At 71.4% G+C, this 20843-nt stretch carries 18 protein-coding genes; 11 read left to right on the top strand and 7 right to left on the bottom strand.

Annotated elements, in window-relative coordinates; all coding sequences use genetic code 11:
* Positions 1-41 precede the first annotated feature (41 nt).
* Complete coding sequence (locus AB0I51_RS18360; protein WP_362976234.1) at positions 42-1589, top strand: MFS transporter; 1548 nt, start codon at positions 42-44, stop codon at positions 1587-1589.
* A 48-nt stretch (positions 1590-1637) separates the two neighbouring features.
* On the opposite strand, the gene AB0I51_RS18355 is transcribed toward AB0I51_RS18360, so the two are convergent.
* Both AB0I51_RS18355 and lnt read right to left on the bottom strand, forming a co-directional pair.
* Positions 1638-2117, bottom strand: coding sequence for an NUDIX domain-containing protein (locus AB0I51_RS18355; RefSeq protein WP_362976232.1), 480 nt, complete (start codon positions 2115-2117; stop codon positions 1638-1640).
* A 77-nt stretch (positions 2118-2194) separates the two neighbouring features.
* Positions 2195-3805 carry an apolipoprotein N-acyltransferase gene (lnt, locus tag AB0I51_RS18350; RefSeq protein ID WP_362976230.1) on the bottom strand — a complete coding sequence of 537 codons (1611 nt, stop codon included), beginning with the start codon at positions 3803-3805 and terminating at the stop codon, positions 2195-2197.
* Between the two features lie 232 nt (positions 3806-4037).
* On the opposite strand from lnt, the gene AB0I51_RS18345 reads away from it, so the two are divergent.
* Positions 4038-5105, top strand: a complete 1068-nt coding sequence (locus AB0I51_RS18345) for an O-antigen ligase family protein (protein ID WP_362976518.1) — start codon at positions 4038-4040, stop codon at positions 5103-5105.
* A gap of 15 nt (positions 5106-5120) precedes the next feature.
* Here AB0I51_RS18345 and AB0I51_RS18340 read toward each other — a convergent pair whose 3' ends face one another.
* On the bottom strand, positions 5121-5666 hold the full coding sequence (locus AB0I51_RS18340; protein WP_362976228.1) for a hypothetical protein: 546 nt from the start codon (positions 5664-5666) through the stop codon (positions 5121-5123).
* 106 nt (positions 5667-5772) lie between these two features.
* Positions 5773-6558 (bottom strand): aspartate/glutamate racemase family protein, encoded by a 786-nt coding sequence (locus AB0I51_RS18335; RefSeq protein ID WP_362976226.1) that lies wholly within the window; start codon positions 6556-6558, stop codon positions 5773-5775.
* Positions 6559-6615: 57 nt separating this feature from the next.
* Here AB0I51_RS18335 and AB0I51_RS18330 point away from each other — a divergent pair, with 57 nt between their 5' ends.
* Complete coding sequence (locus tag AB0I51_RS18330; protein ID WP_362976224.1) at positions 6616-7794, top strand: glycosyltransferase; 1179 nt, start codon at positions 6616-6618, stop codon at positions 7792-7794.
* Between the two features lie 4 nt (positions 7795-7798).
* Here AB0I51_RS18330 and AB0I51_RS18325 read toward each other — a convergent pair whose 3' ends face one another.
* A complete protein-coding gene (locus tag AB0I51_RS18325; RefSeq protein ID WP_362976516.1) occupies positions 7799-9094 on the bottom strand; it encodes a TerD family protein in 1296 nt (431 codons plus the stop codon).
* Positions 9095-9391: 297 nt separating this feature from the next.
* On the opposite strand from AB0I51_RS18325, the gene AB0I51_RS18320 reads away from it, so the two are divergent.
* From AB0I51_RS18320 to AB0I51_RS18305, 4 genes are all read left to right on the top strand, one after another.
* Positions 9392-9823: a DUF6643 family protein gene (locus tag AB0I51_RS18320; protein WP_019075119.1), complete on the top strand. Its 432-nt coding sequence runs from the start codon at positions 9392-9394 to the stop codon at positions 9821-9823.
* A 42-nt stretch (positions 9824-9865) separates the two neighbouring features.
* Complete coding sequence (locus AB0I51_RS18315; protein ID WP_362976222.1) at positions 9866-10690, top strand: MOSC N-terminal beta barrel domain-containing protein; 825 nt, start codon at positions 9866-9868, stop codon at positions 10688-10690.
* 178 nt (positions 10691-10868) lie between these two features.
* Positions 10869-11474 carry a hypothetical protein gene (locus tag AB0I51_RS18310; protein WP_362976220.1) on the top strand — a complete coding sequence of 202 codons (606 nt, stop codon included), beginning with the start codon at positions 10869-10871 and terminating at the stop codon, positions 11472-11474.
* Positions 11475-11580: 106 nt separating this feature from the next.
* Complete coding sequence (locus AB0I51_RS18305) at positions 11581-14016, top strand: right-handed parallel beta-helix repeat-containing protein (protein ID WP_362976218.1); 2436 nt, start codon at positions 11581-11583, stop codon at positions 14014-14016.
* On the opposite strand, the gene AB0I51_RS18300 is transcribed toward AB0I51_RS18305, so the two are convergent.
* Positions 13986-16325 carry a hypothetical protein gene (locus AB0I51_RS18300; RefSeq protein ID WP_362976216.1) on the bottom strand — a complete coding sequence of 780 codons (2340 nt, stop codon included), beginning with the start codon at positions 16323-16325 and terminating at the stop codon, positions 13986-13988. The two genes, AB0I51_RS18305 and AB0I51_RS18300, sit on opposite strands and share 31 nt — an antisense overlap.
* A gap of 290 nt (positions 16326-16615) precedes the next feature.
* Between AB0I51_RS18300 and AB0I51_RS18295 the strand changes: the two genes are divergently transcribed.
* Together AB0I51_RS18295 and AB0I51_RS18290 are read left to right on the top strand one after the other, a co-directional pair.
* Complete coding sequence (locus AB0I51_RS18295) at positions 16616-17446, top strand: DeoR/GlpR family DNA-binding transcription regulator (protein WP_362976214.1); 831 nt, start codon at positions 16616-16618, stop codon at positions 17444-17446.
* A gap of 87 nt (positions 17447-17533) precedes the next feature.
* Complete coding sequence (locus tag AB0I51_RS18290; RefSeq protein WP_362976212.1) at positions 17534-18004, top strand: SRPBCC family protein; 471 nt, start codon at positions 17534-17536, stop codon at positions 18002-18004.
* Positions 18005-18079: 75 nt separating this feature from the next.
* On the opposite strand, the gene AB0I51_RS18285 is transcribed toward AB0I51_RS18290, so the two are convergent.
* A complete protein-coding gene (locus AB0I51_RS18285; protein ID WP_362976210.1) occupies positions 18080-19210 on the bottom strand; it encodes a PLP-dependent cysteine synthase family protein in 1131 nt (376 codons plus the stop codon).
* Positions 19211-19518: 308 nt separating this feature from the next.
* On the opposite strand from AB0I51_RS18285, the gene AB0I51_RS18280 reads away from it, so the two are divergent.
* Together AB0I51_RS18280 and AB0I51_RS18275 are read left to right on the top strand one after the other, a co-directional pair.
* Positions 19519-19845, top strand: a complete 327-nt coding sequence (locus AB0I51_RS18280) for a hypothetical protein (protein WP_019075127.1) — start codon at positions 19519-19521, stop codon at positions 19843-19845.
* A 289-nt stretch (positions 19846-20134) separates the two neighbouring features.
* Positions 20135-20719, top strand: a complete 585-nt coding sequence (locus AB0I51_RS18275) for an ATP-binding protein (protein WP_362976208.1) — start codon at positions 20135-20137, stop codon at positions 20717-20719.
* Positions 20720-20843 lie beyond the last annotated feature (124 nt).

Raw genomic sequence — 20843 nt, 5'->3', positions numbered from 1 at the left:
CCCCGCAACCGTCCTGCACGCATCAGGAGCCCTCCGTGTCGATGACGACCGAAACGTCCACCAGAACCGCAATCGGCCCCGGCCTCACCACCGGCACCCTGGTCGCCGGTCTCCTCGCCGTCTGCCTCGCACAGATCGGCCTGGCCATACCGGCCACCCTCAACGGGCTGTTCCAGTCCGACCTGCATCCGGTCGGCTCCCAACTCACCTGGATCTCCGACGCGTTCCTGCTCCCGGTCGCCGTACTGGAGCTGACCTTCGGCCTGCTCGGCGACCTCTTCGGCCGCAAGCGGCTGCTGGTCGGCGGCGCTGCGCTGCTGGCCGTGGGCGAGTCGGTCAGCGCCACCTCCTCCGGCGTCCACCAACTCTGGACCGGACAGGCCCTGGCGGGACTGGGCGCCGCCGCCCTGTTCCCGACCTCGCTGGCCATCCTGGCGGCCGGCACCACCTCACCCGCGCAACGGGCCCGCGTCATCGCGATGTGGGCGGCCCTGCTGTCCACCGGCGGATTCATCGCCCCGCTGCTCGGCGGCGTCACGGCCACCTACGGCTCCTGGCGCTGGTCCTTCGTCGTGGTCACCGCCGTCGCCCTGGCGAGCGTCGCGGTCAGCGCTCTGTTCGCCGTCAACTCCAGCGCCCCCGAGGGCCGTTCACTCGACATCGCGGGACAGGTCACGATCGGCCTGGGCCTGTTCGCCCTGCTCTACGCCATCATCCAGGGCCCGACGGACGGTTGGGCCTCGCCCTCGATCGTCATCGCCTTCGTCCTGGCGGCCGTGTTCCTCGCCGCCTTCGTGCTGGCGGAGAAGCAGGCCAAGTCCCCGCTCCTGCGCCTGGACCTCTTCCGCAACCGTGCCTTCGCCGTCGCCTCGGTCGTGGCGGTGGTCGGCATGTTCGCCTTCCTCGGCACCGCCTACTCCGTCAGCATCCGGCTCGGCCCGGTGCAGGACCAGGCGCCGATGCGCACCGGCCTGGCGTTCGTCCTCCTCAACGGCATCACCCTGGCGATGCTGCCGCTGACGGAACGACTGCTGCGGACCGTCGCCCCCGGTCTGCTCCTGGGCACCGGGCTGCTGTTGATCGCGGCGGGCGACTACTGGGCGGCCACGCTCCCGATCACCGACACCGCCTTCATCTCGCTGATCCTGCCGCTCGGTCTGGTCGGCCTGGGTTTCGCGATCACGGTCTCGTCGATCACTGCGACCGCCGTGAACACCGTGCCGACGCATCTGGCGGGCATGGCGAGCGCCACCACCAACCTGCTGCGCGACTTCGGCTTCACCCTCGGCCCCGCCGTCATCGGCGCGGTCGCCCTGAGCCGCGCGGCAAGCAGCTTCACCGACTCCCTCGACAACTCCGCCCTGCCCCCGGCACTGAAGGGCGCGGGCGCGGCCGTACTGGAGGAGGGCGGCCCGCTCGCGGTGAACGGCGCCTCGGCGGCGTCACCGAAACTGGCCGACCTGCACCCCCTCGCCCTGGACGCCCTCGGCCACGGCTACTCGATCGGCTTCGTCGTCTGCGGCAGCGCGGCGCTGTTCTCCGCACTGCTGGCCCTCGTCACACTCCGGGGACGCAGAGCCTCCTCCTGACCACAGGAGCGGCGCCGACAGTGACCGCGGCGGGGGACCACGGTCGTCTCAGTCAGAAGTCGTGGTGTCGAACCATGTGGGTGCGTCAGCCAGGGTCTGCTTGATCCGGAACAGTTGGTGATCGCTGAGTTCGGGCAGGGCGTCCAGCTCGAACCAGCCGACCTCCAGGGACTCGTCGTCGTTCACGGCCGCCTCGCCACCGACGGCCCGGCACTGCAGGGTGATGTCCATGAACTGGCAGGCGTCACCGTTCGGGTAGCCGATCGGTCCCCCGGCCTTGACCATGACGACCCGCTCCGCCACGCACTCGACGGCCGTCTCCTCGAACACCTCGCGCACCGCGCACACCGCGGGCTGCTCACCGGGCTCGGGGATGCCGGAGGGCAGCGCCCACTCGTGGTTGTCCGACCGCTTGCCCAGCAGCACGCGTCCCGCGTCGTCGAAGACCACGGCGCTCACCCCGGGAAGCCACAGCAGTTGGTGCCCGGCGGATTCCCGGATGGTACGAATGAAATCAGGAGTAGCCATGGTCAGACCCTAACGGGAGGATCCATGGCCACTCCACGAACTGCCGCGCGCGCGGCGGACATACGACGGGCGTATGGCTAGGCGTCGCCTGCGCGCCGTCGGCGCACACCCGCGCCGATCGCCCAGCCGAGGCCGCCCGCGGCGACGAGGACCAGGGCCATTTCGGGCAGGATCCCGAGCTTGGTGGCCGGTGTCTCCGAGGAGCGCAGCGGCACCTTCTGGACCAGGGAGTCGGCCACGAACATGCCGGTCTTCTGGGTGATCTTCCCGTCCGGCATGATGATCGCGCTGACGCCGCTGGTCACCGGAACCGTGACGGTCCGGCTGTGCTCGACCGCGCGGACCCGGGACATGGCGAGCTGCTGGTAGGTCATCTCGCTGCGGTCGAAGGTCGCGTTGTTGCTGGGCACGGAGATCAGCTGGGCGCCGTCGGTGACCTCGGAGCGCACGGCCCAGTCGAAGGCGGCCTCGTAGCAGGTGACCAGGCCGATCTTGGCGCCGCTCATGGTGAACACGCCGGGCTTGGTGCCCCGGCTGAAGTCCTGGCGGACCATGCTGGTCCAGTTCTTGTTGATCGCCCCGAGGAGCGAGCGCATCGGCAGGTACTCGCCGAACGGCTGGATCTGCCTTTTGTCGTAGGTGCTCGTCGGGCCCTTCACCGGGTCCCAGAGGATCTGCTCGTTGTACAGCTTGCCGCCGCGTTCGACCACACCGCCGACCGAGATGGGCGCGCCGATCGCCTTCGTGGCTGCGTCGATGTCGGCGTACGCCTGGGCGTCCGCGAACGGATCGACGTCGGAGGAGTTCTCCGGCCACAGCACCACGTCGGGCTTCGCGACCTTGCCGGCCTTGACCTTCGCGGCCAGCCGCAGTGTCTCCTTGACGTGGTAGTCGAGGACGGCACGCCGTTGGGCGTTGAACTCCAGCCCCGCGCGCGGGACGTTGCCCTGGATGACCGCGACGGTCGTGGTGCCGTCCTCGGCCTTGTCGCTCACCAGGGACCGTGCCGCCACCGCGCCCACCACCGGTACGGCCACGCTCAGCAGAGCCACGGCCGCGGCGGACCGCCGTACCTCATGGGTGCGCCGGGACTCCAGGGCCAGGCGCACGATCTCGTACAGGCCGAAGCCGCACAGGACGACGGCGAAGCCGAGGACCGGGGTGCCGCCCACAGCGGCGAGCGGCAGGAAGACGCCGTCCGCCTGGCCGAACGCGATCTTGCCCCAGGGGAAGCCGTGGAAGGGAGCACGCGCGCGTACCGCCTCACCCGCGATCCACAGTGCCGCCGCCCACAGCGGCCAGGCGGGCAGTCTCGACACCGCGGTGATGGCCGCGCCGACCAGGGCGACGAAGATCGCCTCGACCGCGACCAGCGCGAGCCAGGGCCCGGGGCCGACCTCGACGCCGGTCCACACCAGCAGCGGCAGCAGGAATCCGAGGCCGAAGAGGTAGCCCAGGCCGAGGCCCGCCTTCCAGCTTCGGCCTCGTAGCACCCACCCGAAACAGGCGAAGGCGGGCAGCGCCAGCCACCACAGCGTGCGGGGCGGGAAACTGACGTAGAGCAGCACTCCGGAGAGGGCGGCTACGGCGGCCGGGACCAGACGGACGAGCCGGGCGAGGCGCGCTGCGGGCGCGGCCTGGGGCTCCAGCTGGTCCGACTCGTCCACGGTAGTTGCGGTGACGGTCACTCCGGGAGTGTACGGCGGTTGACCTTGGGGCCGACAGCATGGTCCGGATGGCAGCACGGGGCGCTGGACAGGCCGGGAGCCGCATCGTTCCTGCGCAACTCGTCCACAAATCGGTCATCAGCCGTTACGGTGTGCCGGAGCCCCTGTCGTGCGGTCGGTCCAGGCCGGCGGCCGGGGTCGGTCACGGGTCGGGGGGCTCGGTTCAGGGGGCGGCGGGGTGGGTTCCACGGGGATGGCGTCGGCGACCGGTCCGGACGCCGACAGCGAGAGACGAAACGTTTCGGATGCCGTAGGTGTCGCGGTGCTCGGGGCGTGTGCCGCGTGGTCGCTGATCACCGCCGCGATGCACGACGGCCGGCCCGAGGGGGTACTGCTCGCGGTCCTGGCGGTCTCCGCCGGGTACGCGTCGGGGCGGATCTCCGGGGCGCTCGTGCCGGTCGCCGCGCCCTGTGCCGGGGCGCTGGCGGGCCTCGGTCTGGCGCTGGCCGAACCGCGCATCGCCCCGGGCCCCCAGTTCGTCGCCCCGCTCGGCCACGCCGGTGCCAGTGCGGCCCTGCTGACCCTGGCTGCCGGTTCCGCGTGCTGCGCGGCCTGGGCCACCCCGGCCCCGGCGCTACGGCTCGCGCTGCGACTGCTGGCCGCCGGGATCACGGTCACCGCGCTCGTCCTGGGCTCGGTCTCGGGGTTCGTCACGTGTACGGCGGTGCTGCTGTGCTCGTTCGCCGCCGGCCGGATGCGACACCGCGGTCTCGGTGTCGTGTGCCTCGGCCTGGCCTCGGCGCTGGCGACCGGGACGACCTGGGCCATCGCCGGGAACGTGCTGCCGAACGGGCTCACCGAGTCCCTGGAGGGTCAGCTGAGCCTTCACCGGGTCCAGCTGTGGCAGGACGCCCTGCACATGGCGCATCGGGACTCCGCCCTGGGGGTGGGCCCGGGGCGCTTCGGGGAACTGAGCGGCGCGGCGGCCGAGGCCCTGCTGCCGGACGGGAAACCGCACTCGGCACCGTTCCAGATGGCGGCCGAACAGGGGATCGTCGGCGTGCTCCTGCTGGCGGCGGCCTTCTGCTGGGTGCTCCACGCGTTGTGGCGCACCCAGCGTTCCACCCCGATCGCGCTCACCGCGGCGGCCGCGCTGACGGGGCTCGCGGTCATCGCCTCGGTGGGCAACACGCTCAGTTTCACGACGGTCACGGCCGGCGCGGGTTTCCTGGCCGGGCTGGCCACGGCCCACCCGATCACCGACGACGTCTCACGCACCGCCCCGGACGCACGCGCGCGTGGCGATCATTTCGCCCCGTGAGGGGAGTGGGTGACGTCAGTGCACCGCGCCGGGCGTGGGCGGTACCAGCCGGTCCGTGATGATCCGTACGGCCGCCTCCGCGTTGTCCACGGTGATGGTGAACGTGTGGCCGTCCCACAGCCTCAGCACGATGCCCTCACCACGCCGTACGACGACGGCGGTGCCCTTCTCGGGCCGCCAGCGGTAGCCCCAGCCGCCCCACTGGCGCGGGGTGACGTGCGGGGCGAACTCGGCGCCCGCGACGCTGGCGAGGGGGATACGGCGGCGCGGCACACCGATGTGGCCGCAGCGCACTTCGAGGGTCTCCGTGTCGACCTTGAGGGCGACGTGCACGAAGGCGAGCGTGCCGAACAGCATGAGCAGCCCGGCCGCGATGCACCCGACGACGGACATGACGAGCGGGGCGATGCCGGACGTCCAGGCGGAGTCCACGGCCAGCTCGATGCCGAGCGCCATGCAGGCGGCACCGGCGAGCGCCAGCAGCCACTGGAACCGGTTGGTGGCGCGTCCGGTCCAGATCTCGGTCTGCGGGAAGGTTTCGTCGCGGGGGTGGTCCCTCATGCCTACGAGACTACTCAGGTTTCGCTGCGCGGGTACCGCGTTGCGGAGGGTGACCGTTTTGCGCGACGACGGGGTGGACGCACAGCGTCCGCTTCTTCGCCGGTGGTCAGTGGGCGGTGGTGACGGCCCGCAGCAGCCGGCCTTCCGCGTAGGCCGCCGCCTCGACGGGCAGCGGACCCTCGCGGCCGCTCAGCAGCACCGTCAGGGTGCCGTCGGCGGGCGCCTCGGGTGCGGGCTGCGCACCGATCCGGCGCAGCGCCTGGGCGGCGACCGCGTCGGCCGAGCCGTGCAGGAGGAGCGGCGGGCGGTCGGGGCGCTGGACGGCCGCGCGGATGCGTTCGGCGACGATTTCGTAATGGGTGCAGCCCAGGACGACGGTCGTTGCATCGTCCGGGGTGAGTGCGGCGGCCGCGGCGATGGCGGCGTCGATGGCGGTCTCGTCCGCGTGTTCCACCGCCTCGGCCAGTCCCCAGCAGGGGACCTCCGTCACGGGCACACCTTCGGCGAAGTCCTCGATGAGGCCGCGCTGGTAGGGGCTGCCGGTGGTGGCGGGCGTGGCCCAGATCGCGAAGGGCGTGCCGCCGGCGGCGGCCGGCTTGATCGCCGGGACGGTGCCGATGACCGGGATGCCCGGCTCCAGGAGGTCCCGCAGTGCGGTCAGGGCGTGGACCGTCGCCGTGTTGCACCCGACGATCAGGGCATCGGGCCGGTGCGCGGCCGCGGCCTCGGCGACGGCGAGCGCGCGCCTCGTGAGGTCTTCCGGAGTCCTCGGTCCCCAGGGCATGCCGTCGGGGTCCAGGGAGAGCACGAGATCCGCGTCGGGGCGTACGCGTCGTACCGCCGCGGTGGCCGCCAGAAGGCCGATTCCGGAGTCCATGAGCGCGATCTTCACCCGGCCACGATAGACGATGGCGTCTGTGGAGCCGCTTCCTTGGGGCAAACTGCGCCCGTGAGCACCCTCGTGTGGACCGCCGCCGTATCACTCGCCGCCTGGCTGTGGCTGCTGCTCTGTCAGGGCTTCTTCTGGCGCACGGACGTCAGACTGCCGCCCCGCACCGACCCGGAGGACTGGCCGTCGGTCTGCGTGGTCGTGCCGGCCCGTGACGAGGCCGCCGTACTGCCGGGGAGTCTGCCGTCGCTGCTCGCCCAGGACTATCCGGGGCGGGCTGAGATCTTCCTTGTCGACGACGGGAGTTCGGACGGCACCGGGGAGCTGGCCCGTGAACTCGCGCGGACGCGGGGCGGGTTGCCGCTGACCGTCGACTCCCCCGGTGAACCTCCGGCGGGCTGGACGGGCAAGCTGTGGGCCGTACGGCACGGTATCGGCCTGGCACGCGCGCGTGGCCCCGAGTATCTGCTGCTGACGGACGCGGACATCGCGCACGCCCCGGACAGTCTGCGGGAGTTGGTGGCGGCGGCGCGCACCGGTGGCTTCGACGCAGTCTCGCTGATGGCCAGGCTGCGCGTGGAGAGTCTGTGGGAGCGGCTGGTGGTGCCCGCGTTCGTCTACTTCTTCGCGCAGCTGTATCCGTTCCGCCGGATCGGCCGCAAGGGGGCCCGCACCGCGGCAGCGGCGGGCGGCTGTGTCCTGTTGCGTGCCGAAACGGCCGAGCGGGCGCGGATCCCGGACGCCATCCGGCACGCGGTGATCGACGACGTGGCGCTCGCGCGTGCCGTCAAGGGCGGCGGGGGCCACATCTGGCTGGGGCTCGCCGAGCGGGTGGACAGCGTGCGCCCCTATCCGCGGATGCACGACCTGTGGCGGATGGTCTCGCGCAGCGCGTACGCGCAGCTGCGGCACAACCCGCTGCTCCTCCTGGGCACCGTCTTGGGGCTGGCGCTGGTGTATCTCGTCCCCCCGGTGGCCCTGCTCGTGGGGCTGGGCGCGGGAAGTGCGGGAGCCGCGGTTCTCGGCGGGCTCGCGTGGCTGGTGATGACGGGGACGTACGTGCCGATGCTCCGCTACTACGGGCAGCCGCTGCGGCTCGCTCCCCTGCTGCCGTTCACCGCGTTTCTGTACCTCCTGATGACGGTCGATTCCGCGGTGCAGCACTACAGGGGACGCGGTGCGGCCTGGAAGGGCCGCACCTACGCGCGTCCTGACGCCGTTGTCCGGGAGGAGAGCTGAGGGCTTATTTGCGGCCCGGGGTCCAGTTCATGCCCCACCCGTAGATACGGTCCACGGTCCGCTGCGGACTCACGCCACGGTCGGGGACGAGGTAGCGGGCCTCGCGCTGGACGACGAGGTCGCTGCCGGTGTTGGTGATCAGGGCGAGCGCGCACACCGTGGAGGGGACCGTGCACTCGTCGAGCGAGAAGTCGATCGCGGCTCCGTGCTGGGGCTGGAGGGTGACGGTGGCGTGCAGGTCGGCGAAGGAACGGGCGCCTTCGTAGATGGTCACGAAGACGAGGATGCGGCGGAAGTCCCGGATGTGGTCGAGGTTGATCGTGAGGTTCTCGCCGCTCGCGGACGCGCCGGTGCGGTCGTCGCCGTCGAGGTGGATGTACGGGGGCCCCTGCAGGGAGCCGTACGCGTTGCCGAGGGCCTGGACGACGCCCTTGCGGCCGTCGGCGAGTTCGTACAGGGCGCACAGGTCGAGGTCGAGGTCCGCGTGCATCGCGACCGCCCGGCCACGTTTGCTGCCCCAGCCCGAGAACTGCTTGCGCACCTCCCAGTTGAGGTTCACGCGCATGGCGCCCGATGTGCCGCCCTGCTTGGTCAGGGAGACCGAGGGGGCCGCCTTGGTGAGGGTCACCTTGGACAGCCGGACGGGGGCGGTGGGCGGCATCGGGGGCGGAGGAGGAGGCGGAGTCACGGTCGCTGGTGGAACCACGGTCACGGGCGGCGGGGGCAGGTGCACCGGCGGTCCCGAGGGCGGCGGCATGGTGACGGCCGGTGCCGCCTGCTGCGGTTCGTCCACGGTGATGCCGAAGTCGGTCGCCAGGCCTTCGAGCCCGCTGTCGTATCCCTGGCCGACGGCCCGGAACTTCCAGGCGCCCTGGCGGCGGTAGAACTCGCCGAGCACGAAGGCGGTCTCGACCGTGGCGCCCGTGCTGTCGAAGCGGGCGGCCACGGTGTTCTGCACGGCGTCCCGGACCTCGATGTACAGATCGGGGACCTGACCGAACGTTCCGCCGTCGGCGGAGGCGGCGAGGACGACGCGGTCCACGGCGGGCTCCACGCGCGCGAGGTCGACGAGCAGGGTGTCGGTCATCCGCCCGCCGGCGTTGTTCTTGCCCTCGTGGCTGACCGCGCCGGAGGCGTGTGTCGGCTGGTTGTAGAAGACGAAGTCGGCGTCGGTGCGGACCTTCCCGTCGACCAGGAGCAGGGCCGAGGCGTCCGCGTCGGGGACTCCGGGGCCGGGCCGCCACCCCAATTCGACGCGCAGTGCCGTCGTCGGCACCGGAACATTCGATCCCTTCGGCATTGACATGTCTGCCCCCATCACGTGTCACCGTGCCAGGACACGCCCCGGCAGCCCATTGGGTGTCTACTCGCACAACCTATTCCCCGGGGCCGCCAACGCCCATGAGGAGCGCGGCAACAGCCGCGGCCAACCGCTGGTAACCCGCCGGGAACTCGGGCTTTACACGATCCGAACACGGATCCATGCCCTTTTTTGACAAGTTCGCTCGCATTGGGGATCCCATGCCACTGCCGACACGGAAAACAACCCTCTAATCGGTCTCCCCAACCACCACATCGTGGGCTTAACTTATGTGCCATGACCTCCCCCCGCTCCACTTATGGCGGCGGCTACTACTCCGCCTCCTTCCCGGACACTCCGATCTACGACTCCCTCGTGGCCGAGCGGGGGACCCCGCAGATCGCCCCGATCCGGGTTCCCGCCGCGTACGACATGCCGGGGAGCAACCTGCCCGCGCTGCCGTCGGCGCTGCCCGCCCTCCCGGCGGGTCCCTCGCAGACCCCCTACGGCTACCCGCAGGCGCAACAGCCCTCGCCGCTGCAGCAGGCGCCCGCCGCCTACATCCCGCAGCAGGCCCCGCCGCGCGGTTACGGCCAGCAGCAACAGCAGCCGCGTCCGATGGCGGCTCCGGCCGGCTACGAGGCGATGCGTCCGGCGGCTCCCCGCCCGGCCCCCGCTCCGTACCAGCAGGACCCGTACAGCAACAACCAGCAGTACCGCGGTTACTGATCCGCACCCTGCGCTGTCGGTGCCGCCTGGCACGATGGAGTGATGGGGAATGCGGAGCTGCGGTCGATCCATGTTCATCCGGTCAAGGCACTCCGGGGCTTCTCTCCCCGGGAGGCTCAGGTGGAGCCTTGGGGGCTGGCCGGAGACCGACGCTGGGCGCTGATCGACGACGGGGGAAAGGTCGTCACGCAACGCGAGCACCCGCGTCTCGCACTGGCCGCCGCCGAGCTTCTGCCCGGCGGCGGTGTTCGTCTGTCCGCGCCCGGCCTGGACCCGCTGACCGTGCCCGTTCCGAAGCCGGTCGCCACCGTGGCGACGGAAATCTTCGGCACCAAGGTGGACGCGGTGCCGGCCTCGGACGCCGCGCAGGTGTGGTGCGGCGCATATCTGGGGTTCGGGGTCCGTCTCGTCCACATGGACGATCCCGCCACACGCCGCCCCGTCGACCCCGAGTACGGACTTCCCGGTGAGACGGTCGGCTTCGCCGACGGCTATCCACTGCTGCTGACCTCCGAGGCCTCCCTGGACGCCCTCAACTCCCTGGTCGCGCAAGGCGATCACCCCACCGAGGGGCCACTGCCCATGAACCGGTTCCGGCCCAACGCGGTCGTGGCCGGTACGGCCGCCTGGGCCGAGGACGACTGGTCGCGCGTCGCGATCGGCGATGTCGCTTTCCGGGTCGCGAAGATGTGCGGGCGCTGCGTCGTGACCACCACCGACCAGGGCACCGCCGAGCGCGGCAAGGAGCCGTTGCGCGCCCTGGCCCGGCACCGCCGTATCGGCGGCAGGCTCGTCTTCGGCCAGAACCTGGTGCCCCTGTCCACGGGCACGATCCGCGTCGGTGATCCGGTCCGGATTCTCGCGTAGGCGGAGATCCCCGATGGGGGTACGGGCCGGGAACCCTCCCCGTGGGCCCGGTCGTTGAGATCCCGTGAGAAGTTCATGAGAGACCCCGGGAGAGGTGATTTCGCTCTCTCTTCGACGCCGGTCTCGCGTGAACGGCTCTTCCAGGGGTTATCACGGAGCGGGAAGGGGGTGCGGGACGGTGGGAGCAATCAGGGGCCTGTGGCGCTGGCGGCGCAATCCTCTGCGTCGCGCGACCGATCTGGTCGAGGCCTGGCTGGCCCTCGTGGTCCTGCTGCTGGTCCTGGTCGCCGCACCCTTGATCGGTTCGCTCGTCGGTGCCGTCGCGCAGGACACCCTGCAGCGGTCGGTGCGCGAGCAGCGCGCGGACCGGCACGTCGTGACGGCCACGGTGGTCAAGAAGCTGAAGGGGGCCGAGCTGGACCCCGACCCCGACTCGGCCACCGCGCGGGACGTGCGCACCCGGGTCCTCGCCGACTGGACCGCGCCGGACGGCACCGTCCAGCACGGCGCGGTGATGGCAAGCCTCAACAGCCCTCACACGGGCGACCACTTCAAGGTCTGGACGGACGTGCACGGCCGCATGGTGGCCCGCCCGCTCGACTCGGCCACGGCGACGACGCACGCCGTGCTCGCCGGGTTCGGTGCGGCGCTGCTGACCGCCGGGCTCGTCGACAGCGGCCGACGGTTCGTGCTGTGGCGCATGGTCCGCCGCAGGTACGCGCGTTGGGACCGGGCGTGGGAGCGGGCGGGCCCGGACTGGGGCCGGACCGGCACCGGCAGCTGACAGCCTTCCGGCTCTGGTCAACCCACCGCCCGCCCGCACGCTACGGTGGACCGGCGAAGGCTTCGGCATCAACCCGCGTACCACGAGGTGGGGGCACAGCAGCGCCATGGCACAGGGCACGGTCCAGGTGACGCACACCGGCACATCGCGGTGGCGGCGCCGCACAGGTGAGTACGCGTCGCTCGCCGCCGCCCTGGAGGCCGCGGCCGAGGGCGACGTACTGACCGTCGCTCCCGGCACCTACCGGGAGAACCTCGTCGTGCAGCGGTCGGTGACCCTGCGCGGCCCCGAGGGTTCGCCCGGCTCGGTGCGCATCGCGCCCCTGGACGGCGTGCCGTTGACCGTGCGCGCCTCGGCGATCGTCCAGGACCTGCATGTCGAGGGCCAGGACTCGGCCGCGCCCGCGCTCCTTGTCGAGGACGGGACACCGGAGTTGACGGATCTGCGGATCGTCACGCGCTCGGCGTCCGGCATCGAGGTGCGCGGCGGTGCCCGCCCCACCGTGCGGCGCTGCACGGTCGACAACCCGGCCGGCATCGGGATCGCCGTACTCGACGGCGGTGGCGGGGTGTTCGAGGAGTGCGAGGTCGTCTCGGCCAGCCAGGCGGGCGTCGCGGTCCGCGCCGGCGGCCACCCGCGCCTGGAGCGCTGCCGCATCCACCACGCCTCGGGGGTGGGTCTGTCCGCGACAGGCGAGAACTCCTCGCTGGAGGCGGTGGGTTGCGAGGTCTACGAGACGCGCGGCAGCGGCGTCCAGATCACTGCCCGGGCCACCGCGCACCTCACCGACTGCGATGTGCACCGTACGGCCGCGGACGGCGTCACGCTCGACACGGACGCGGTGCTGACACTCGCCGACTGCCGTATCCACGACATCCCGGAGAACGCGGTCGACCTGCGCTCCCGTTCGGTGCTGACGCTGACGCGGACGACTGTGCGTCAGTTCGGGCGCAACGGACTGTCGGTGTGGGACCCGGGCACGCGCGTGGACGCCAACCAGTGCGAGATCTTCGACAGCACGGGCGACTATCCGGCGGTGTGGGTCAGCGACGGCGCGACCGTGGTCCTCGACTCCTGCCGCGTGCACGACGTACCGGACGCGCTGTTCGTGCTCGACCGCGGTTCGCGCGCGGACGTCGTCGACAGTGACATCTCCCAGGTGCGCAACACTGCCGTGTCGGTGAGCGACGGCGCGACCGCGCAGCTCGACGACTGCCGGATCCGGGACGCCGCCACGGGTGCCTGGTTCCGCGACCACGGCAGCGGCGGCACCCTGAACAACTGCACGGTGGACGCCACCCAGACCGGCGTGATCGTCACCAAGGGCGCCGACCCCACCATCGAGCGCTGCACGGTCGACTCCCCCGCCGAGGCCGGTTTCTACGTCTCCGCGGGCGGCCGGGGCACCTTTCAGGGCTGCCGGGTGACGGGCAGCGGCGGCTACGGCTTCCATGTCATAGACGGTTGTCGTACGACGCTCAAGAAGTGCCGTACGGAGCGATGCGCGCGTGGTGGTTACGAGTTCGCGGACGCCGGACCGGACGCGGGGCCCGGCACGGGACCCGTCGTCGAGGACTGCACCAGCGACGAGAGCGGCCTCAAGCAGCCCACCGCCCATGAGACGGCCGTGGAGACGGCGAGCCGGTCGAGCAGTGTGCTGGGCGCGATCCCCGGCCAGCGCACCGCCGAACGGGAGCCCCTGATCACCGCGCCGGAGCCGGAGAAGGAGTCCCGCACCTCCAAGGCGGTCCTCGGTGAACTCGACGGGCTGGTCGGCCTGGACAGCGTCAAGCGCGAGGTGCGTTCCCTCATCGACATGATCGAGGTGGGCCGGCGCCGCCGGCAGGCCGGCCTCAAGGCGGCCTCCGTCAAACGGCACTTGGTCTTCACCGGCTCCCCCGGCACCGGCAAGACGACGGTTGCCCGGCTCTACGGCGAGATCCTCGCCTCGCTCGGTGTCCTGGAGAAGGGGCATCTCGTCGAGGTGTCCCGGGTCGACCTGGTCGGCGAGCACATCGGCTCCACGGCGATCCGCACCCAGGAGGCCTTCGACAAGGCGCGCGGCGGGGTGCTCTTCATCGACGAGGCCTACGCGCTCTCCCCGGAGGACTCCGGCCGCGACTTCGGCAAAGAGGCCATCGACACCCTCGTGAAGCTGATGGAGGACCACCGGGACGCGGTCGTGGTGATCGTCGCGGGCTACACGGCCGAGATGGAGCGGTTCCTGTCCGTCAACCCCGGTGTGGCGTCCCGCTTCTCACGGACCATCACCTTCAGCGACTACAACCCCGAGGAACTGCTGAGGATCGTCGAGCAGCAGGCCGAGGAGCACGAGTACCGGCTGGCCGAGGGCGCCTCCGAGGGACTCACGAAGTACTTCACCGCGATCCCGAAGGGCGCCGCGTTCGGCAACGGCCGTACGGCGCGGCAGACCTTCGAGGCGATGGTGGAGCGGCATGCGAGCCGGGTCGCCCAGGTCGAGGAACCGAGCACGGACGACCTGACCCTGCTCTACGCGGACGACCTGCCCGAGCTGCCCTGAGGCGGCACCTCGGGCCGGAGCCGGGCCAGCAGCCGCTCCCGTTCCACGGCGAACGCCGGGTCGGCCTGGTAGTCGGAGTGGCCCAGGATCGGGGCAGGCAGCGGGTGTTGGGCGGTACGGCCGTACTCCAGCGGATCCTTGAGGGGGCCGTGGTCCACCTCGGCGCCGCAGTCGCCGGTCAGGCGCACCGGGCCGCCGATGGGGTCGGTGAGCCGGTACAGATTGCGCCAGCAGTCGACCTCTTGGTGCAGGCGGCTGAGCGCGGCCGGTCCGAAGTGGGCGGGGAACCAGCGGCCGTAGAGACGCTCCAGGGGTGAGCCGTAGGTCAGGAGGGCTACTCGCTTTCGCTGGGCAGGTTTGAGTTGCCAGGCCGCGGCGGCGGCCAGGACGCTGCCCTGGGAGTGGCCGGAGATGACGAGCCGGCCGCCGGTGGCGCGGGTCCAGGTGGCGATCCGCCAGGTCAGGTCCGGGACCGCGCGCTCGGCGTAGCAGGGCGGCGCGAAGGGGTGGGCGGCACGCGGCCAGAAGGTGCCGACGTCCCACAGGATGCCGATGGTGCGCCGCGCGGAGGCGTCCTTGTAGGCGCGCCTGCCCCAGGTGACGAAGAGGATGAAGCCGAGCCCGATCAGCCAGGAGCCGAGGCCCTGGCAGGTCTCGGCGGCGCCGTGCACCAGGGCCTGGCCCCCCTCCCCTGCCCGCGACGGTGTCCTGTCGGTCGTGAAGGCGCCGACCAGCGCTCCGGCGCCCAGGAGCAGGGTGGCGGTGGCGGTGACGGCGACGAGGAGGGGGCCGCGGTCGGTGAGTGTGGCCATCGCGCGCGTGCTCGCGATCCGGGCGGTGCGCGCCCGGTCCTTGCGTCCGCCCGGGTAGTCGAGCGCCACGGCGGCCAGTTCGCCGCGGCGCAGCCGCCAGGTGCGGTGGCCGAGTACGGCGCAGAGGGCCACTACGACGACCAGGAGCACCGGGATCACCGAGGCCTGCCAGGTGAGCAGGACGGGCGGGCCCGCGATGGAGGTGCCGGTGCCGTCCAGCCAGTCGGAGACCCGCTGGGACACCCCGCCGGACATCACACCGCCCAGGGCGCAGGCCAGCATCGCGACGGCCGGTCCGCCGAGGCCGCGCATCGCGGCGCGCGGGTCGGGGTGGGTGCGGTGCAGCAGGTGGGCGACGGCCGCGAGGGCGATCACCAGCAGGCCCTGGACCAGGGCGATTCCACCGAAGACGGGGTCTCCCGGCAGCCGCCCGGACGACTCCCATCCCGGACGCGACCAGCCGGCGTACAGCAGGGCGAGGGCGAGCAGCAGGAGCGCGCCGAGCGGCAGGCGTCGTACGAGGCGGCGGTCCAGGGCCTGGTCGAGGCGGTGCTCGCTGCGGCCTCGGCGGCACACGACGTAGACCACGACGAGGGCGAGTCCGGCGAGCGCGGCCTCCAGGAGCGCGCCGAGGCCGGCCAGTGAGTGGGAGCCGTCGGGTCCGCGGTCGAAGCGGGCCGCCGAGACGGTGACGGCGGCGGCGACCGTCAGGAGGCCGGCCGCCGTGTGGGCGGCGCGGAGCCGGGCTACCAGGCGGCGGCCGTACCAGAAGCCGGGGCGGCCCAGGGCACTGCTGTCGGGCTCGTCGTCGGGTTCGGCTCTGCGGGGCATCGGCTGCTGGGACTCGTACTCGCTCCAGGTGCGGCGCGAGAGGTACCAGAGGAGGACGGTCAGCGCGGTCGGCACCAGGGCGGCGAGCGCGAGGCGGCGGCCGGGGCGGCTCCACCAGCTGTCGTGCGACACGGCGGGCGACAGGAAGCCCAGCCAGGAGTGGCGCTCGGCGCACGCGCGCGTGCCCGCGCACTGCCAGGCGGCGAGATCGAGGGCGACCTCGCAGGCCGCCGCCACGAGCAGCACGGTCAGGGTGAGTCCCGCGAGCCGCACCAGCAGGCCGTAGAAGCGCACCGTCCGTTTCCGGTCGCGGGCGGTGGGGCGCATCCAGTGCGCGAGGTTGACGACCATGAACGGCAGCAGCAACAGCCACAGGGCACGGGTGCCGTTGCCGGAGGTCAGGTTGCACCAGACGTATGCCTCGCGGATCGGTCCGGCGCGGCCGTCGGCGGTTCTGGACTCGGCGTCGACGTCGGCGGTGCGCCGGAAGACGGCCGCCGTGTCGTCGCCGGTGATCCGCACCGTACGCGGATCACCGAGCATGTCCTCGGGTGTGGCGCCGCCGACTCCGTGGACCAGGAGTTCCAGGGCGGGTTCGGTCCGGTCGGGCCGTCCGGCGGGCTCGTCGGCCCCGCTCGTGACGGCATGTTCCTGCACACGCTCCACTGTTCGCACATCCCCCGTGACGTACCGTCTGACTGTGTTCGCGTGCCCACCAGGATCGCCCCTTTCGGCGCGTCGCACACGCCCTGTCACCGAATCTCCCCGATCCGTGTGACGACAGGGGGGACGGATGAGGCCCCGATGACATGTGCGCGTCGGGACAGGCGATGGCGCAGTGCTTGCGGGGGCGTGCGAGGATGGGACGTCCGCGCACCGCAGCCGGGACGAAGGTCCTGCTCCGAGCCGGTGCGCCGGACGGTCGGACGGGTTGAGGCGAAAGGACCGGAGCGTACGTGAGTGAGAATCAGAACCTCCTCGCGGAGCAGCGGCGCGCCCTGATCCTCGACGAGGTCCGGCGCCGCGGCGGCGTCCGCGTCAACGAACTGACCCGCAAGCTCGGCGTGTCGGACATGACCGTCCGCCGCGACCTCGACGCGCTGGCCCGTCAGGGAGTCCTGGAGAAGGTGCACGGCGGGGCGGTGCCGGTCGTCGAGGCGAGCACGCACGAGCCGGGCTTCGAGGCGAAGTCGGGTCTTGAACTGACCGCCAAGGAGGACATCGCGCGGGCCGCGGCGGAACTGGTCGCGCCGGGCACGGCGATCGCGCTCTCGGGCGGTACGACGACGTACGCGCTGGCGCACCACCTGCTCGAGGTTCCCGATCTCACCGTGGTCACCAACTCGGTGCGGGTGGCGGACGTCTTCCACGCGGCGCAGCGCACCTCGGGGCAGCGGCAGGGCGCGGCGACGGTCGTCCTGACCGGCGGGGTGCGGACTCCCTCCGACTCGCTGGTGGGCCCGGTGGCCGACCAGGCGATCGCGGCGCTCCACTTCGACATGCTCTTCCTCGGTGTCCACGGCATATCGGTCGAGGCCGGGCTGTCCACGCCGAACCTCGCGGAGGCCGAGACCAACCGCAGGCTCGTGCAGTCCGCGCGGCGGGTCGTGGTGGTCGCCGACCACACCAAGTGGGGGACGGTGGGCCTGAGTTCGTTCGCCGCGCTGGAGCAGGTCGACACGCTGGTGACGGACGCGGGGCTGCCGGCCGAGGCGCGCGAGGACATCGCGGAGCATCTGCGGCGGCTCGTGGTGGCGGGCGAACCCGACGACGAGGACGACATCTGACGGGACGGGGCAGACATCTGACGGATCGCCAGTTATTGTGACGTCGCTTCGGTCAACTTCCCTTCTCAGTCAAGGGGGTTCGCGTCCATGGCTAACCGTCTCCGCCCCGTCGGGCTCGACTTCATCGAAACCGCTCCGGTACGGCTGATCTTCGCGCAGGAGATGTCGGCAGCGCCGGACGCCGTCTTCCATGCCCTCAACGACGATGTGCCCGGGTGGGCCGAGTGGTTCGCGGCCGTGACCCGGGCCGAGTCGATCGACGACGGTGCCGGGCGCGACATCCGGCTCAAGGGTGGCGGCCACTTCCGGGAGACGGTGATCGCCGCGAAGGAGGCGGAGGTGTACGCGTATCGGGTCGACGTCACGAATGCGCCGGGGGCGCTGGCGTTGGCTGAGGAGTGGCGACTGGTCCCTGCGGGGGGCGGGACGCGGGTTCAGTGGACGTTTGCTGCGGATGGGAACGCCGCGTTTCGGGGAATTGCGCGGTTGGCTCGGCCTGGGTTGGGGCGGGCGTTCAAGGGGGCGGTGCTCGCATTGGATCGGCGGTTGAAGCACTAGGTTGCGTTGGCCGTCGGTCGTCTGCAGGTTCGTTGTGGCTCGTCACGCAGTTCCCCGCGCCCCTGGCGGGGCGCTTCAGTTGGGGCTGGACCATAGTCCCGTCTTCAGCAATGATCCGATCGCCTCGCTGTACGGCGTGATGTCCAGGCCCTGTTCCGTCAGCCATGTGTCCGAGTAGTACTTGTCCAGGTAGCGGTCGCCCGGGTCGCACAACAGGGTTACCACGCTGCCTTGCCGGCCCGCCGCCACCATCTCGGCGATGATCTTCAGGGCGCTCCAGAGGCCGGTGCCGGTGGAGCCGCCCGCCTTGCGGCCGATGGCTTGTTCCAGTGCTCGTACGGCGGCGACGCTGGCCGCGTCCGGGACCTTCATCATGCGGTCGACGGCCCCGGGCACGAAGCTCGGTTCCATCCGAGGGCGGCCGATGCCCTCGATACGGGAGCCGCAGTCGCAGGTGACGTCCGGATCGCCGGTGGTCCAGCCCTCGAAGAAACAGGAGTTCTCCGGGTCGGCGACACAGATCAGGGTGTCGCGCTGCGTGTAGTGGACGTAGCGCGCGAGGGTCGCCGAAGTGCCGCCGGTGCCGGCCGTGGCGACGATCCACGCGGGCTCCGGGAAACGCTCCAACTCCAGCTGGCGGAAGATGGATTCGGCGATGTTGTTGTTGCCGCGCCAGTCCGTGGCCCGCTCCGCGTAGGTGAACTGGTCCATGTAGTGGCCGCCGGTCTCCACCGCCAGGGCGGCCGACTCCTCGTACATCTTGCGTGAGTCGTCCACGAAGTGGCACCGGCCGCCGTGGAATTCGATGAGGCGGATCTTCTCGGCGCTGGTCGTGCGCGGCATGACCGCGATGAAGGGGACGCCGATCAGCTTGGCGAAGTATGCCTCGGAGACGGCGGTGGAGCCGCTGGAGGCCTCGATCACCGGGCGGGTGGGCCGGATCCAGCCATTGCACAGGCCGTAGAGGAAGAGCGAGCGGGCCAGGCGGTGTTTGAGGCTGCCCGTCGGGTGGGTCGACTCGTCCTTCAGATAAAGGTCGATGCCCCACTGTTCGGGCAGCGGGAAGCGGAGGAGATGGGTGTCGGCGGAGCGGTTGGCGTCGGCCTGGACCTTGCGGACGGCTTCTTTCAGCCAGCTCCGGTAGGCGGCGTCACTGCGGTCGACATCGAGGGTGACACCGGTCGGGGCCTGTGGGGTGGTGCTCACGGCGGGGCTCCTTACGCTTCGCGCCGACTGCGTCCCGCGCGGCCGGCACCTCGATCATATGCACCTTCCGCACGCTCCTCACCTGCATAAACAAGCCTTTGGGAAGGTCAAAGGCACCCCTGGGGAGCGATCACGGCGAATCCTGGGGGGCGCATTTATGCGAGTGCTCCGGGTACTCACCGTGACCGGGTCGTGCGTACTGGTGCTCGACGCCCGGTGCGGGCAGACTGCACCGGAGCGGGACGAACGTCCTGAACGGGGGCGCACACTGGATCACGAGATGTCCTGGACCAAGGGGGCGGGGAAGCATGGCGGAGCCGGAGTTCACGGCCACGGGCGTGCGGATCGGGAAGCGACTGCGGTCACTCACCCGGGCCGGACAGGTCCGGATCAACGACGGCAGGCTGGAGTTGCTCACCAGCTACGGCAGTGAGATCGACAGCGCGCCGGTGCAGGCGGTACGCGCGTCGAAACCCTGGTTCGCCCCGGAGGACCGGGCGCTGGCCGACCTGAACGGCAATCGGTACCTGTTGACGCTCGGCGAGCACGACCCCGCGCCGGGGCAGCCCGGTCCCCCTGCGGCACGTCGGTTCATCGAGGCCGTGCGCAAGGCGGCCGGGCGCGGGGGCGGCTGACTCACCGGTGCCGGGCGTCGCGAGCAGGCGGCGCAGGGCGGCAGCCGACCGTGGCGCGAGCAGGCGGCGAAGAGCGCCGGCCGATCGGCGCCGCGGGCGGGCGGTGATGAGCGGCGAGTTGCGGGACCGCCACCCCTGCGTCACTCTGGTCTCACGTCACTCTGGGTTTACCGGCGATAACGCTGCGAACCAGCCGCCGGGCACGACAGCAGGCGGCCTATTTCCCTCGACCAGCCTGCTGGATCCGAACTCCGTGTTCTTCCGGGCCTCTCGTCGGGGAGTCGCAGCCGTGATCACTCACCCAAGCAGGCACTGCGCGGTAGAGCTCCAAGCCCTGCCGTCGCGGATCGGCCAGGTCCGCAGAATCGTATCTGCGCAGTTGCGCTACTGGCATCTCGATCCACTCATAGACCGGGCGGCGCTCGGTGTGACAGAGCTCCTGACCAACGTCCACCGGCACGCCCAGCCCGACAAGACGTGCACCGTCGAGATCGAGCTGCTGCTCGACCACCTCGTCGTCTCCGTGCACGACCACGATCCCCGACTCCCGGTGGCCGGCGACATCTCCGACGTCGCGGCGACTGCCACGTGTGGGCGGGGGCTTGCGATGGTGGCCGCCGTCAGCGAGAGCTGGGGGGTGCGGCCGGAGGGGGAGACCGGGAAGGTTGTCTGGTTCATGCTTTCGGCCACTCCGGCGGCAGCATCTGCGGCGGCAACGGCATCAACGCCGGGAGCTGTTCGGCCGGTGCGTCGCGTGGGGGTGGGTGCGGGTGCGGATGCGGAGAAGCCTGCGCCGCGGTTCGTCAGTGACGTTGAGCTTCCGGACGAACACCGGTCCCAGCACGCTCCCGCCCGGTCGGCCGTTGCCGGTTGATCGGGCGGTGATTTGGGTTGGGGGCTAGGGGGGGCTTGGGGGCTGGCTGGGCCGGGGGTGGGTAGGTGCCGTTCGCACCTCTTTTGGTTCGGTCGGCGCGTGGGGACAGTGACGGTTGGTGGAC

The sequence above is a fragment of the Streptomyces sp. NPDC050549 genome (assembly GCF_040655035.1).
In the GTDB taxonomy this organism is placed as follows: Bacteria; Actinomycetota; Actinomycetes; order Streptomycetales; family Streptomycetaceae; genus Streptomyces.
Note: the sequence above shows the minus strand (reverse complement) of the source record. Positions and strands in the feature narration are given on the sequence as shown.

Bases quoted from the DNA above. Each gene is read 5' to 3' on its own strand.
- AB0I51_RS18360 (WP_362976234.1), top strand. From the start codon at position 42: ATGACGACCGAAACGTCCACCAGAACCGCAATCGGCCCCGGCCTCACC.
- AB0I51_RS18355 (WP_362976232.1), bottom strand. From the start codon at position 2,117: ATGGCTACTCCTGATTTCATTCGTACCATCCGGGAATCCGCCGGGCAC.
- AB0I51_RS18345 (WP_362976518.1), top strand. From the start codon at position 4,038: ATGGCGTCGGCGACCGGTCCGGACGCCGACAGCGAGAGACGAAACGTT.
- AB0I51_RS18340 (WP_362976228.1), bottom strand. From the start codon at position 5,666: ATGAGGGACCACCCCCGCGACGAAACCTTCCCGCAGACCGAGATCTGG.
- AB0I51_RS18325 (WP_362976516.1), bottom strand. From the start codon at position 9,094: ATGCCGAAGGGATCGAATGTTCCGGTGCCGACGACGGCACTGCGCGTC.
- AB0I51_RS18320 (WP_019075119.1), top strand. From the start codon at position 9,392: ATGACCTCCCCCCGCTCCACTTATGGCGGCGGCTACTACTCCGCCTCC.
- AB0I51_RS18315 (WP_362976222.1), top strand. From the start codon at position 9,866: ATGGGGAATGCGGAGCTGCGGTCGATCCATGTTCATCCGGTCAAGGCA.
- AB0I51_RS18305 (WP_362976218.1), top strand. From the start codon at position 11,581: ATGGCACAGGGCACGGTCCAGGTGACGCACACCGGCACATCGCGGTGG.
- AB0I51_RS18290 (WP_362976212.1), top strand. From the start codon at position 17,534: ATGGCTAACCGTCTCCGCCCCGTCGGGCTCGACTTCATCGAAACCGCT.
- AB0I51_RS18280 (WP_019075127.1), top strand. From the start codon at position 19,519: ATGGCGGAGCCGGAGTTCACGGCCACGGGCGTGCGGATCGGGAAGCGA.